Genomic DNA, 13,806 nt, shown 5'->3' on the forward strand with positions numbered 1-13,806 from the left:
GCCCCCGGCGACCGACCCATACCCCCGCGCCCGGCCTCCGCCCCGCCCCGGCGACCGACCAACACCCCCGCCCCGCCCCGGCCCCACCCCCGGCGACCGCCCGGCACGCCCGCCCCCGCCCCCGGGCCCGGCGAGGGCCCGGCACCCCCCTCACCCGCACCGTTCGGCACCCGCCAGGGCGGTACGGCACAATCGCACCCGATGAGCACCTACCGCGACCTCACCGCCCCCATCGGCTCCCGCCGAGCCACCGTGCTGCGCACGGTCGGCACCAGGGAACGCCGCTCCCACCTCACGGCCCCCCGCGTGCCCACCGTGGGCATCGACATCGGCGGCACCAAGGTGATGGCGGGCGTCGTCGACGCGGACGGCACCATCCTGGAGAAGGTCCGCGCGGAGACCCCGGACAAGTCCAAGAGCCCCAAGGTCGTCGAGGACACCATCGTCGAACTGGTCCTGGACCTCTCCGACCGGCACGACGTGCACGCCGTCGGCATCGGCGCGGCCGGCTGGGTCGACGCCGACCGCAACCGGATCCTGTTCGCCCCCCACCTGTCCTGGCGCAACGAGCCGCTGCGCGACCGGCTGGCCGGCCGCCTCGCCGTCCCCGTCCTGGTCGACAACGACGCCAACACGGCCGCCTGGGCCGAGTGGCGTTTCGGCGCCGGCCGCGGCGAGGACCACCTCGTCATGATCACCCTGGGCACCGGCATCGGCGGCGCGATCCTGGAGGAGGGCCAGGTCAAACGCGGCAAGTACGGTGTCGCCGGTGAGTTCGGCCACATGCAGGTCGTCCCCGGCGGCCACCGCTGCCCGTGCGGCAACCGCGGCTGCTGGGAGCAGTACAGCTCCGGGAACGCCCTGGTCAGAGAGGCCCGCGAGCTGGCCGCCGCCGACTCGCCGGTGGCGTACGGGATCATCGAGCACGTCAAGGGCAGCATCGGTGACATCACCGGCCCGATGATCACCGAGCTGGCCCGCGAGGGCGACGCCATGTGCATCGAACTGCTCCAGGACATCGGCCAGTGGCTCGGCGTCGGCATCGCCAACCTGGCCGCCGCCCTCGACCCGTCCTGCTTCGTGATCGGCGGCGGCGTCAGCGCCGCCGACGACCTGCTGATCGGCCCCGCCCGGGACGCGTTCAAACGCCAGCTCACCGGCCGCGGCTACCGGCCCGAGGCCCGGATCGTCCGCGCCCAGCTCGGCCCCGAGGCCGGCATGGTCGGCGCCGCCGACCTGGCCCGCCTGGTCGCCCGCCGCTTCCGCCGCGCCAAGCGCCGCCGCGTCGAGCGCCACGAACGCTACGAGCGCTACGCGCAGACCCGCCGCACCGAACGGGAGGCACTGTGACGGAGACCCTGCCGCACCAGAGCGAGCCCGCGCGCGGGACCGAGTCCGGCACCCCGGGCGAGGACCGGCGGCACAAGATCCGCCGCCGCGCCCTCACCCTGCTCATCATCGTGCTGCTGATCGGCGTGCCGGCCGGCTATCTGCTGATCTCCGCCGAACAGAGCCGCAGCAGCGGCCGGGACAAGGAGGAGAAGTACTCGGCGACCGGCCTGACCGAGGGCTGGCCCTCCAAGCTCCAGCGCCGCCTCTACCAGATCCCGGTCCCGCACCCGGCCGGCAAGGTCGCCTACTACGAGACGAACAACTGGAAGACGAGCCGGCTGTACGTCCAGTTCGAGACCACCGGCGCCGGACTGGACGCCTTCCTCGCGGGCGTCGGCGTCGACCGCGCCGACCTGCGGCGGGACGACATCTCCATCAGCGACCGCGACCAGCGGGTCACCGGCTGGGACTTCGCCGCGGCGGGGACCGGACAGTGGTGGGGCCTGATCCACACCCAGAAGAACCCGGCCCCCACCCAGGACATCGTGGTCAACCTCGCCAACCCGGGCCTGCCGATGGTCTACGTCGTCTCGCGCACCGTCCCCTGACCGGCCCCGGCAGGCGTCCGGAGCCGATTGTCAGACCCCGCCCGTAAAGTCGAAGACAGCTGATCCGGCGAACGGGACGGGAGGTGACAGGACGTATGACGGACATGGTGGGCGCCATGACGGACATGCCGGGCGCTACGACGGACATGCCGGGCCGCCTGACGGACATGTCCACGACGGACGCCGCGGCGTCGGCCGGCGCGGTACGGCTCGCCGCTGTCTTCCTGCCCGCCCCGCTGCCGCGCGAGGGCCGCGTCGCCTTCTGGGACCCGGACGACGACACACCGTCTTCCGGGCCCGCCGGACTGACCGTGGTACGCCCGCACGGCACCCGGGTACGCCGCCGGACCGTCCCCGCGCTGACCCTCCCCGTCGAGGAGGCCCTGCCCCTGCTGGTGCGTGCCCGGCACGATCCGGCCGCCCACCCGGCCACCGCCTGCTGGGGCGCCGCCGCCCTGCACGCGCTGCGGCTCGCCGCGCGGGGCCGGCTGCTGCCCGGCCTGACCGCCGCCGGCCACGACGCCTGGCGGGCCGGCCCGCTGGACCCGGACGACATCGCCCACCTGCGGGCCGTCGCCGCCGCCCTGCCGCCCGAAGGACACGCGGTCCCGCTGGACGGCCCGGGCCCGCTGCGGCTGCCCGAACCGCGCGCCCTGATCCGCTCGTTCCTGGACGCCGTCACCGACACCCTGCCCCGCACCCCGGCCGCGCCGTACGCGCTGGGTCTGCCGTTCGCCGCCCGCCCGGCCCAGCGGCTGCCCGGCGCCCGGGACTGGGCCGCCGAGGTCGCCGCCGGCATGGACGCGGGCGTGCGGATCTCACTCCGTCTGGACCTGTCGCCGTTCGACCTGTTCGACGCCGCGGCACAGACCACCGCCGCCGGACCGGGCGACCCGGACCCCGGGCGGGCGGCGGGTGCCGCGGTGGTCCAGGTGCACAGCCTCGCCGACCCCACCCTGGTGGCCGACGTGGCGGATCTGTGGTCGGGCGCGGCGGACCCCGCCTTCGGTCCGCGCGCCCGGGTCGACGCGGCCCTCGCGGTCCGGCGCGCCGCCCGGATCTGGCCACCGCTGGACCGGCTCACCGAGCAGGACGTACCCGACGTCCTGGCCCTGTCCGAGGAGGAGCTGACCGACCTGCTCGGCGTCGCGGCCACCCGGCTGGCCACCGCCGGGGTCGCCGTGCACTGGCCGCGTGACCTGGCCCAGGACCTGACCGTGTCGGCGGTGGTGCGGCCCGCGCCCGGTTCGGCGACCGACGGCACCGGCTTCTTCGAGAGCGCCGACCTGCTCCGGTTCGGCTGGCAGCTGGCCCTCGGCGGCGATCCGCTCACCGAGGCCGAGATGGACCGGCTGGCCGAGGCCCACCGCCCGGTGGTGCGGCTGCGCGACCGCTGGGTGCTGGTCGACCCGGCCCTGGTCCGCCGCGCCCGCAACCGCGACCTGGGCCTGCTCGACCCGGTCGACGCGCTGTCCGTGGCGCTCACCGGCAGCGCGGAGGTCGACGGCGAGACGGTGGAAGCCGTGCCGGTCGGCGCGCTGGCCGCGCTGCGCGACCGGCTCACCGCCGGCCTCACCCCGGCCGCACCGCCTCCCGGCCTCGCCGCCACTCTCCGCGACTACCAGCTCAGGGGCCTGGCCTGGCTGGACCTGATGACCTCGCTCGGCCTCGGCGGCTGCCTCGCCGACGACATGGGCCTCGGCAAGACGGTCACCCTCATCGCCCTGCACCTCAAGCGGGCCCGCCCCGAGCCCACCCTCGTCGTCTGCCCCGCCTCCCTGCTCGGCAACTGGCAGCGGGAGATCACCCGGTTCGCCCCCGGCGTCCCGGTCCGCCGCTTCCACGGCCCCGACCGCACCCTGGACGGCGTGCACGGACCGGACGGACCGGACGGACCGGCCGGGCAGGCCGGCGGATTCGTGCTCACCACCTACGGCACCATGCGCTCGGCGGCGGCCACCCTGGCCGACCGGCCCTGGGGCATGGTCGTCGCCGACGAGGCCCAGCACGTCAAGAACCCCTACTCCGCGACCGCGAAGGCCCTGCGCACCATCCCGGCCCCGGCCCGCGTCGCCCTCACCGGCACCCCGGTGGAGAACAACCTCTCCGAGCTGTGGGCCCTGCTCGACTGGACCACCCCCGGCCTGCTCGGCCCCCTGAAGTCCTTCCGCGCCCGGCACGCCCGCGCGGTGGAGACCGGCGAGGACGAGGAGGCGGTGGCCCGGCTGGCCCGCCTGGTCCGGCCGTTCCTCCTGCGCCGCCGCAAGTCCGATCCCGGCATCGTCCCCGAACTGCCGCCGAAGACCGAGACGGACCACCCCGTGCCGCTCTCCCGCGAACAGGCGGCGCTGTACGAGGCGGTGGTGCGCGAGTCGATGGCTGTCATCGAGACCGCGCAGGGCATCGCCCGCCGGGGGCTGGTGCTGAAGCTGCTGGGCGCGCTGAAGCAGATCTGCGACCACCCCGCGCTCTACCTCAAGGAGGATCCCAAGGAGGACTACCGGCAGCAGGGCGACGCCGCCGCCCGCTCCGGCAAGCTGGCCCTGCTCGACGAACTGCTCGACACGGTGCTCGCGGAGGACGGCTCGGTGCTGGTCTTCACCCAGTACGTCGGCATGGCCCGGCTCCTCGCCGCCCACCTCGCCGCCCGCGCGGTCCCCGTCGAGATGCTGCACGGCGGCACCCCCGTGCCGGAGCGCGAGCGGATGGTCGACCGCTTCCAGGACGGCGCCACCCCGGTCCTGGTGCTGTCCCTGAAGGCGGCGGGCACCGGTCTCAACCTCACCCGGGCCGGCCATGTCGTCCACTTCGACCGCTGGTGGAACCCGGCCGTCGAGGAACAGGCCACCGACCGCGCCTACCGCATCGGCCAGACCCAGCCGGTCCAGGTGCACCGCCTGGTCACCGAGGGGACGGTGGAGGACCGCATCGCGGAGATGCTCACCGCCAAGCGGGCGCTGGCCGACGCGATCCTCGGCTCCGGCGAGTCGGCGCTGACCGAACTGACCGACCGTGAGCTGTCCGACCTGGTGTCCCTGCGGAGGCCGTCATGACCCCCCGTCCCGCCGACGAGGCCCGCCGCGCCTTGCGCGCGGCCCGGGAACGGGCGGCGGACCCGGCGACCCGCGAGGAACCGCCCACGACAGCCGCTACCCCCGCCCCCGCCCTCACCCCCACTCCCGCCGTTCCGGCCCAGCCGCCCGGCTCCGTCCCCGGCCCCGTTGTCGTCCCCCGCCCCGGCGACGCCGCCCGCGAGGCACTGCGCCGCGCGTCGGCCGAGGACGACGCGGCGGCCAAGGACGACATGGCGACCAAGGACGACATGGCGACCAAGGACGACACGGCGGCCAAGGACTCGGACCCGGTGCGGAGCGCGGCTTCGGCCACCGCTCCCGAAGGTCTCGCGGCGCGGGTCCGCCCCGGGGACGGTGCGCGCGAGGCGCTGCGGGCCGCTCGCCGGGAGACCCGCCGGTCCCAGCCGCCCACGCGCAAACGCGCCGCCGTACGCCGCCCCTCCCACCCGGAGTCCGTCGCGGACGCCCGCGCCCGTGCCGTACGTGACCTGCTGGCGAACGCTTTCCGCCCGCCCCTCGACGACGCCGACGACACCGGTTCCTCCGCCGCCCCGGCCGTCCCGGAGACGTCATCAGCCCCCGTCCCGGAGACGGCACCGGCCGCCGTCCCGGAGCCGACCGCCCGCGACACCCCGGACGGACCCGCACCTCATTCCCCTGCCCCTGCCCCTTCCTCCTCCCCTTCGCCTTCCTCCTCCCGTGCCCCTTCCCCTTCCCGTGCCCGTTCCGGTTCCATGGCCGCCCCCGCCCGGGACGGCGAGCTGCGGCGCACCTTCCCCGCGTTGCCGCCGGGACCGTCGGCGGGCCAGGGCTTCGCCGAGACCTGGTGGGGCAACGCGTGGGTGGCCGCGCTGGAGGAAGGCGCCCTGGACGCCGGACGGCTGGCGCGGGGCCGGGCCTACGCCGAGCGGGGCCACGTCGACGCTGTCACCGTCACACCCGGACTCGTCCTCGCCTACGTCCAGGGCAGCCGCCCCCGGCCGTACCGCGTGCAGGTACGGCTGCGCACGCTGGACGACGCCGACTGGGGACGGTTCCTCGACACCGCCGCCGAACGGCCGGGGCACATCGCCGCCCTCCTTGACAAGGAACTGCCGCACTCGCTGGCCGACTGCGGCGTCCCCCTGCTGCCCGGCCCAGGGGACCTCGACCCGCAGTGCAACTGCCCCGACTCCGGCCACCCCTGCAAGCACGCCGCCGCCCTCTGCTACCAGACGGCACGGCTGTTCGACGCCGATCCGTTCGTGCTGCTCCTGCTGCGCGGCCGGGGCGAGCGGGACTTGCTCGACGCCCTGACCCGGCTGAGCGCCGCCCGCGCGGCCCGCGCCGCCCAGGACCAGGACCCGGCAGGACTGCCGGGGGTCCGCGCCACCGAGGCCCTCGCCCCGCGCGCCCGCCCGCCCCTCCCACCGCCGTTGCCCGCGCCCCCGCACCCCGAACAGCCGCCCGCCTACCCGGCGGCCCCCGGCGGCCCCGACCCCTTCGCCCTGGACCAACTGGCCACCGACGCCGCCGCCCGCGCCCACGCCCTGCTCACCACGGGCCGGGACCCGGTCGACGGGTTCACGCTGTGGCAGGACGCCGTACGGCTGGCCGCCGCCCGCCCCGGTTCCGGCCTGACCGCCGGCAGCCGTGCCCTGTACTCCGCGCTGGCCCGGGCGGCCGGCCGGGACCCGGCCGAGCTGGCGCGCGCGGTGGCCGCCTGGCGGCAGGGCGGCCCGGCGGGTCTCAGCGTCCTGGAGGAACCCTGGGACCCGCCGGCCGGCCGTTTCGACCGGGCCCGCCCCCTGCTGCTCGCCGCCGACCTGCCCGCGTTCCGCCCGTGGCGCAACCGCCTCACCCACCCGCGCGGCCAGGTCCAGCTCCGGCTGGGCCGGACCGGCCTGTGGTACGCCTACGAGTCCGAGCCGGGAGACGACGACTGGTGGCCCCGGGGCACCCCGGACCTGGACCCGGTCGGCGCCCTCACCGGCCTCGGGACGCCCGAGGACCTGACCCCTGACCCCTGACCCTGACCCCTGTCTGCCGGGCTCCTGGGCCCTCGCCTGCCGCAGGGAAGGCCGCCTTCCGCCCGTCTTCGGCCTCCCGCCCACGAGGGCGACGAGTGACTCGTGGGCGGCCGGTCGTCAGCAGGTGCGGCCGACGTAGTGCGCGCCCTGGATCTTGGCCGCCGACCCCAGCCAGGTCCGGCCGGGGGCGACACAGCGTTCGTAGTCGGCCGCGTGCGCGACCTCGACCTTGATGACGACGTGGGAGCCGTCCGAAGTGCAGTGGCGGTAGAAGGCGTCGGCGCTGGTCTCGTAGAACCCGCACGGGTCGGCGGCCGCGGGGGTCGCCGTGACGGCCACCGCGCCCAGGGAGGTGAGCGCGAGGGCCGCGGCGGCGAGCGGGCTGGTCACCAGGTGTCGGATACGCACAAGGGCTCCTTGATCGAAACAGGGACGAGTCGACGTCCGGCGCCGGTTCGCCGAAGCGGCCCGTCGCGGACGTCGTCCCTGAGACTCGCAGCCCGGCGCCGGGCGGTCGGCACGAATGGTGCGCGTTCACCCGGAAGGGGTGCGTACCGTCTGAACCCGGACCAGGCGCCAGCGGTTGTCGGCCGTGCCGTCGTCCGCGTCCTGGACGGCGAAGGCGCCGACCGCGGTGGAACCGTCCTGGACGGCGAGCAGTTTCCCACTGTGCGCGTTGCGGATCAGGTAGGTGCCGTCACCCTGGTCGAGCAGGAGCCAGCGGTGGTCGGCGGTGCCGTTGTCCGTCCACTGCAGGACGGTGGCGCCGTCGGCGGTGGACATGTCGAGCACGCCGAGCACCTTGCCGCTGTGGACGTTGCGCAGGCGGTGGGCGTCGCCGTCGGGGATCAGCTCCCAGTCGTGGTCGGCGGTGCCGGAGTCGGTCCACAGCAGCGCCCGGCCGCCGTCGGCGGTGGACATGTCCTGGATGCCCAGCACCAGGCCGCCGGCCGCGTTGGCCAGCCGCACGGGCGTTCGGTCGCCGGTGTTCCAGTAGACGGTGTAGTTGTGCCCGTGGGCGTCGTGGAACGGGCCGAGGGGCACGGTGGCGCCGTTCGCGGTGGCGGTGAAGGTGAGCGCGGTGGAACTGGTCCGCCGGATCGACGCCGTGTCGAGGGCGGGGAGGGACGTGAGGGCGGTGTCGCCGTAGTTCCCGGACAGGACAACCGGGCCGTGGGTGACGGCGACGGTGTCCGGGTCGTCGTTGGCCGGCCGGACGACGGTGCGCATGGGCAGGCGGACGGTGACGGTGTCGCCGGAGGTCCAGGACCGGGTCAGGGTCGCGTAACTCCCGGGGGCCGTGGTGATGTTCTGCGCGACGCCGTTGACACCGACGGTGGCCCCGGTGGTCCAGCCGGGGATGCGGATGCGCATCGCCCAGGTGCCGCCCACCGCGCCGGTGACGCGCAGGGTCGTGGTGTCGCTCGCCGGGTAGGTGGTGGTCTGGGTGACGGTGATGCCGCGCTGGGTCCAGGTGAGGACCGAGGGGACGAACAGGTTCACGGTCAGGGTGGTGCCGGCGTGGTAGTAGACGGAGTCCACCAGCCGGGTGTGCATCTCCAGGCCGGTGCCCTGGCAGCACCAGAAGGTGGTGTAGTCGGTGCTCCAGGTGCCGCCGCCCCAGGCCGGGCCGACGCCGCGCCGGCCGCCGGGCCTGAGCGGGGTGAAGTAGGTGACGTGTCCGTGCGGGTCGGCCGGGTTCTGCTGGCCGATCATGTGGTTCAGCCAGGCCTGCTCGTAGAAGTCGAACAGCGCGGCCCGGTCCGGGGTGAGCGCGAACAACTCCCTGGTCAGGCTCAGCATGTTGACGGTGTTGCAGCTCTCGCAGGTGTCATTCAACAGGTATCCGGCGATGGCGTTCGGGGCGCGGAAGTGTTCGGCCTGGCTGTTGCCGCCGATGGCGTAGGTGTGCGCGCCGACGCAGTGGTTCCAGGCATTGGTGGCGATGTCCCGGTAGCGGGTGGTGCCGGTGGCCTTGTACTCCCGTATCGCCCCGATCCACTTCGGCACCTGGGTGTTGGCGTGCAGTCCGGCCAGGGCGTCCTGGTTCGCGGCCAGCGGGTCGAACACCGCGGCGTGGTCGAAGCGCTGGGCGACGGTGAGCCAGCGCGGGTCGCCGGTCTGCTGGCAGAGGTCGGTGAGGACCGCGTTCATGCCGCCGAACTCGGTGCCCAGCATGGCCTGTCGCTGCGCCGCGGTCAGCCGGCCGGTGCGGGTGTCGACCCAGCCGGCCAGCGCCAGCAGTACGTCGCGGGCCTGGGTGCTGCCGAGATGGCGCCACACGTCCAGCAGGCCGGTGAGGGTCTTGTGGACCGTGTAGTACGGCACATTGCCGTTGCTCAGCGTCCGGGCCTCCAGGGCGGTGAAGTCGGACTCGGGGTAGCCGCAGAGGTACCCGGCGGTGAATCCGGCGGCACTGTTGTTGGCCTGGCACTTGGCCAGCTCGGCCACCATGTACAGGGCCTTGTCGCGGGCGGCGGTGTCCCCGGTCACCGCGTACAACTGCGCCCAGGCGGTGAGGAAGTGGCCCTGGACATGGCTGCGGAAGGGGAAGTCGGGTGCCTCCCAGCCGCCGGTGGCGGCGGCGCCCTTCGTGGCCAGGCGGTGGTTGGCCCGGAAGTTGTACAGCAGCCGGTCGACGTCGACGAACCGCAGGTAGGCTGCGGTGCGCTGCTGGTTGTCCAGCCACCGGCTCGCGGTCAGCCGGACCTGGCCGAGTTCGAAGGGGAAGGCCAGGGCGCCGATGTCGGGCCTGGCCGGGGAGATCGCCGCCCGGGCGGGGGAACTGCCGAGCAGCGGACCCGCGGCGGTCGCCGCGGCCGTCGCCCCGGCGGCCTGGAGGACACGTCTCCTGCTGAGGGACGAGGAACCAGCCGAAGCCGAGACCGAAGCCGCAGCCGAACCCGAAGAGGGGGAGGGGGAGGGGGAGGACACGAAATCACCCTTTGCGGGGAGGGGAAGCCGAGTTCATGGGTGGTGCGCGTGGCATACGTCCGTAATTTCGAACGTTGTTCGCAGAAGTGCCGTGACCCTAGAGGGGTGGACAACGGGCCGTCAATGCCCCGTGAGACCGCGAAAGGTATTGACGTGTTCGCGACACGGTTTTACGGTCTGACCGATTTCCCGAACCCGGTACGAGATGCCGAACAAGGGGAGTCGAGTCGCAGCGCCGCCCGTCCACCAGCTCCCGTCCGCCCCCGCACGAGCCCGGAGAGCCGATGACCCCCGCCAAGCCTGCTCCGCCCATGCCCTCGCGCAGACTCCTCCTCGGTGCCGCCGCGGCCACCTCGCTGGCCGTGGCCGCCGACCTGACCCTGGGCGCCCGGCCCGCGCACGCCGCCGACTCCGCCTACGTCATGGGCTACTTCACCGAGTCACCGAACGGCGTCGGCACCGACTACGGCCTGCACCTGGCCGTCAGTACGGACGCGCTCAACTGGACGCCCCTGAACCAGAACAACCCCGTCGTCACCCCCACCGCCGGGGCCGGCGGCCTGCGCGACCCGTTCATCATGCGCAAGCAGAACGGCGGCTTCATCGTGCTGGCCACCGACCTCAAGGGCACCGACTGGAGCTACAACAGCCAGACCATCCATGTCTGGGACTCCGCCGACCTGCGCACCTTCACCAACTACCGCCGCCCGCACCTGCACGACATGGCCACCCACAGCTGGGCCCCGGAGGCATTCTGGGACGCGAGCCGCGGCCAGTACGCCATCATCTACTCGTCGGTGAACGCCAGCGGTCACGGCGTCCTGATGGTCAACTACACCACCGACTTCACCACCGTCTCCGCCCCGCAGGTCTTCTTCGACCCCGGCTACGACATCATCGACGGCGACATGGCCGTCGGCGTGAACGGCGTCAACTACCTCTACTTCAAGAGCAGCGCCACCGGCGGCCTGGTCGGCGCCCGCTCCAGCTCGCTGAACCCCGGCAGCTTCACGCCCTTCAGCACCTCCGTCGCCCACGGCGGCACCGAGGCACCCACCCTCGTGAAGTCCCTGACCTCGAACACCTGGTACCTCTGGGGCGACACCTACACGCCCAACGGTGTCTTCTACGCCTGGCAGAGCACCGACCTCGCCGCCGGCACCTGGACCCCCGTCGACCAGAAGCTCTACACCCACCCGGTCAACGCCAAGCACTGCACCATCGCCCCGATCACGGCCACCGAGTACACCAACCTGGTGGCCCGATGGGGCGCCCCCGCCTGGAACCGGCTCAAGTCCTACAACTACCCGGCCCGCTACGTCCGGCACGCCGGCTTCACGGCCCGGATCGACACCTATCCCTTCGATCCGTATCCCGACTCCCAGTGGAGACTCGTCCCCGGTCTGGCCGACTCCGCCGGGATCTCCTTCCAGTCGGTCAACTACCCGACCCGCTACCTGCGGCACTACGACTACCAGCTCCGGCTGGACGAGCCCGACGGCACCTCCGGCTTCGCCCAGGACGCCACCTTCCACCGGGTGGCCGGCCTGGCCGACGCCTCCTGGGCGTCCTTCCGCTCGCACAACTACCCGACCCGCTACCTCCGGCACTCCGACTACGTCCTGCGCGTCGATCCGGTCTCGACCGCCACGGAGCGGGCCGACGCCACGTTCTCCGTAGGGTATTGATCCCGTCCCCGCCCACGGACCAGCCTGCTGGCCGCCGCTCGCACCACCGGCACGAGGCACCGCTCCACCACGAGCAGGAGGAACGACGACGATGCGTCACCCTCGCACCCGGACCCCCGACCTCACCCGTACCGCCCGTACCACCCGCCGAAGAGTCGTCGGAGCGCTCACCGCGGGAGTGCTGTGCGCGGCCGGCCTGGCCGCGCCCGCCGTTGCCGTCACCACCGCCGAGGCGGCACCGGCCCTCGCCGACGGCCTCGCCCGCACCCCGCCGATGGGCTTCAACAACTGGAACTCCACCCACTGCCGCGCCGAGTTCGACGAGGCGATGGTCAAGGGCATCGCGGACATCCTCGTGGCCAAGGGCCTGAAGGACGCGGGCTACGAGTACGTCAACCTGGACGACTGCTGGGCCCTGCCGGAACGCGACGCCGACGGCAAGCTGGTGCCCGACCCCGCACGCTTCCCGGGCGGCATCAAGGCGGTGGCCGACTACGTGCACGCCAAGGGACTCAAGCTCGGCATCTACACCAGCGCCGGCACCAAGACCTGCAACCCCGCGGGCTTCCCCGGCGCCCTGGGACACGAGTACGGCGACGCCCGGCAGTTCGCCGACTGGGGCGTCGACTACCTGAAGTACGACAACTGCAACAACCAGGGCGTGGACGCCCGACTGCGCTACGAGACCATGCGCGACGCGCTGAAGGCGACCGGGCGGCCCATCGTGTACAGCATCTGCGAATGGGGTGAGAACACGCCCTGGGAGTGGGCCGCCGACGTCGGACACCTGTGGCGCACCACCGGTGACATCAGCGACACCTGGGAATCGATGCTGGCGATCACCAAGCAGAACCTGCCGCTCGCCCCGTACGCGGGCCCCGGCCACTGGAACGACCCCGACATGCTGGAGGTCGGCAACGGCGGCATGACGGACACCGAGTACCGCTCGCACTTCTCCCTGTGGTCGGTCATGGCCGCGCCGCTGCTGATCGGCTCCGACCTGCGCACCGCGTCCCAGGAGACCTTCGACATCCTGAGCAACCAGGAGGTCATCGCCGTCGATCAGGACCCGCTGGGCAAGCAGGGCGCGGTCGTCTCCACCGAGGGCGGACGCTGGGTCGTCGCCAAGGAGATGGCGGACGGCAGCCGCGCGGTGGCCCTCTTCAACGAGACCGGCACCGCCCAGCGGATCGCCACCGACGCGAGTGCCGTGGGCCTGTCCGACGCCGCCGCCTACACCCTGCGCGACCTGTGGCAGCACCGCACGGCGCACACCGCCGGCACCATCGCCGCCACCGTCCCGGCGCACGGCACCGTACTGCTGCGCGTCGCGGCCGCCGGCGACTGGGCCGCCCACCCGCCGGCCGTCGAACTCGGCCTGAACGGCGACCCGTTGCTGGAGGCGGCCACCCCGGAGCCACTGACCACCACCGTCACCGACCTCGGCCGGGTCCCCGCGCGCCGCGTCTCCTCGGCACTGACCGGCCCCGCGGGCTGGACCGTCCGCCCCACCTCGGCGACGGCAGTCCGCGTCCTCGACCCCGGCCGGACGCTGCGCACCGGCTGGCGGATCACCGCACCCGCCGGCACCCCCGCCGGCGCCTACGTACTCACCCTGCGGACCACCTACCGCGCCCCGTCCGGCACACCCGTCACCGCCACCCTCCCGGTGACCGCGCACGTCGTGCTGCCGCCGCCGGCCGGGACCTCGTACCTCAGCGACCAGCCGTGGCTGGCGGCCACCAACGGGTGGGGTCCGGTGGAACGCGACACCAGCAACGGAGAGCGCGCGGCGGGCGACGGCCGCCCGCTCACCATCGGCGGCACCGCATACCCCAAGGGCCTCGGCGTGCACGCGCCCAGTGACGTCTCCTTCTACGCCGGCCGGCGGTGCGAGCAGGTCACCGCGGCCGTCGGGGTGGACGACGAAGGCGCCGGGGGCACCGTCGCCTTCGAGATCTGGGCGGACGGCACGCGGGCCGCCGCCAGCGGCGTTCTCGCCGGCGGAACGGCGGCCCGCCCGCTCACCGCCGACGTCAGCGGCGCCCAGGTCGTGCGGCTCGTCGTCACCGACGCCGGGGACGGCGTCGACTTCGACCACGCGGACTGGGCGGACGCCCGCCTGAGCTGCTGACGCCCGCGCCGTCTCAGCCGGGCCGGG

General features: G+C 73.9%; 8 protein-coding genes. 6 read left to right on the top strand and 2 right to left on the bottom strand.

The features are described 5' to 3' along the window. Positions 1-201 precede the first annotated feature (201 nt). The 4 genes from AB0G32_RS27955 (at position 202) to AB0G32_RS27970 (ending at position 7,023) form a co-directional block, all read left to right on the top strand. A complete protein-coding gene (locus AB0G32_RS27955; RefSeq protein ID WP_361168979.1) occupies positions 202-1,350 on the top strand; it encodes an ROK family glucokinase in 1,149 nt (382 codons plus the stop codon). Further along, positions 1,347-1,940 carry a sugar kinase gene (locus tag AB0G32_RS27960; RefSeq protein ID WP_361168982.1) on the top strand — a complete coding sequence of 198 codons (594 nt, stop codon included), beginning with the start codon at positions 1,347-1,349 and terminating at the stop codon, positions 1,938-1,940. Before AB0G32_RS27955 ends, AB0G32_RS27960 begins: the two co-directional genes overlap by 4 nt. A gap of 146 nt (positions 1,941-2,086) precedes the next feature. Continuing rightward, positions 2,087-4,993 carry a DEAD/DEAH box helicase gene (locus AB0G32_RS27965; protein WP_361169054.1) on the top strand — a complete coding sequence of 969 codons (2,907 nt, stop codon included), beginning with the start codon at positions 2,087-2,089 and terminating at the stop codon, positions 4,991-4,993. Next, a complete protein-coding gene (locus AB0G32_RS27970; protein ID WP_361168985.1) occupies positions 4,990-7,023 on the top strand; it encodes an SWIM zinc finger family protein in 2,034 nt (677 codons plus the stop codon). The genes AB0G32_RS27965 and AB0G32_RS27970 overlap by 4 nt, the downstream gene beginning before the upstream one ends. A gap of 117 nt (positions 7,024-7,140) precedes the next feature. Here AB0G32_RS27970 and AB0G32_RS27975 read toward each other — a convergent pair whose 3' ends face one another. Together AB0G32_RS27975 and AB0G32_RS27980 are read right to left on the bottom strand one after the other, a co-directional pair. After that, entirely contained in the window at positions 7,141-7,431 is a 291-nt protein-coding gene (locus tag AB0G32_RS27975; protein WP_361168988.1) for a DUF6355 family natural product biosynthesis protein, read from the bottom strand. A 126-nt stretch (positions 7,432-7,557) separates the two neighbouring features. Continuing rightward, positions 7,558-9,759 (bottom strand): beta-L-arabinofuranosidase domain-containing protein, encoded by a 2,202-nt coding sequence (locus tag AB0G32_RS27980; RefSeq protein WP_361169057.1) that lies wholly within the window; start codon positions 9,757-9,759, stop codon positions 7,558-7,560. A gap of 482 nt (positions 9,760-10,241) precedes the next feature. Here AB0G32_RS27980 and AB0G32_RS27985 point away from each other — a divergent pair, with 482 nt between their 5' ends. Continuing rightward, positions 10,242-11,645, top strand: coding sequence for a glycoside hydrolase family 43 protein (locus AB0G32_RS27985; RefSeq protein ID WP_361168991.1), 1,404 nt, complete (start codon positions 10,242-10,244; stop codon positions 11,643-11,645). Between the two features lie 91 nt (positions 11,646-11,736). Beyond that, positions 11,737-13,779, top strand: a complete 2,043-nt coding sequence (locus AB0G32_RS27990; RefSeq protein WP_361168994.1) for an NPCBM/NEW2 domain-containing protein — start codon at positions 11,737-11,739, stop codon at positions 13,777-13,779. Positions 13,780-13,806 lie beyond the last annotated feature (27 nt).

Source organism: Streptomyces sp. NPDC023723, from assembly GCF_040639815.1.
In the GTDB taxonomy this organism is placed as follows: domain Bacteria; phylum Actinomycetota; class Actinomycetes; order Streptomycetales; family Streptomycetaceae; genus Streptomyces.